Genomic DNA, 441 nt, shown 5'->3' with positions numbered 1-441 from the left:
CGGGACCGGGTTGTGAGTTGGTCGGTAGCATTGCTTTGCGATGTTATCAATGACGCATTGCGTGGCGTTGTCACAATCCACGTACTGATTAGACTGACCATGACTGATTTCATAGGCGTTCTCAATGCCAAGGGTGGCGAATCGATACGTATCATCGTTTGGGTCAATGGTGACACTATTATTGTCAAACCCCTCTTGTATCGCTTGAGCGTGTTCGTTGTTGCCAAACTCCGACGTGGATTGGTTTGTGATTTGTGCATCAGTCATCCCGGCTTCATCAGGCTGTCGGATTTTGCTTTCACACCCTGGATTATTGTCGCTGCAGAAGTCTGACAGGTTAAGCGTCATTTCTGAGTCATTGTAAGCCTCGTTCGGGGTGTTTTTCGCCCACTCCACGTTGTCGTAGAATGTGTTTTCTTGAGGGGCGGCAAGGGTATGAAG

The 441-nt window shown here is 48.8% G+C and carries 1 pseudogene; it reads right to left on the bottom strand.

What is annotated here, in order from left to right:
• A pseudogene (locus tag AB4496_RS27080) lies at nucleotides 1–441 on the bottom strand (type-F conjugative transfer system mating-pair stabilization protein TraN); the annotation flags it as partial.

This window comes from Vibrio sp. 10N.222.46.A1, assembly GCF_041473595.1.
In the GTDB taxonomy this organism is placed as follows: Bacteria; Pseudomonadota; Gammaproteobacteria; order Enterobacterales; family Vibrionaceae; genus Vibrio; species Vibrio tasmaniensis_A.
Note: the sequence above shows the minus strand (reverse complement) of the source record. Positions and strands in the feature narration are given on the sequence as shown.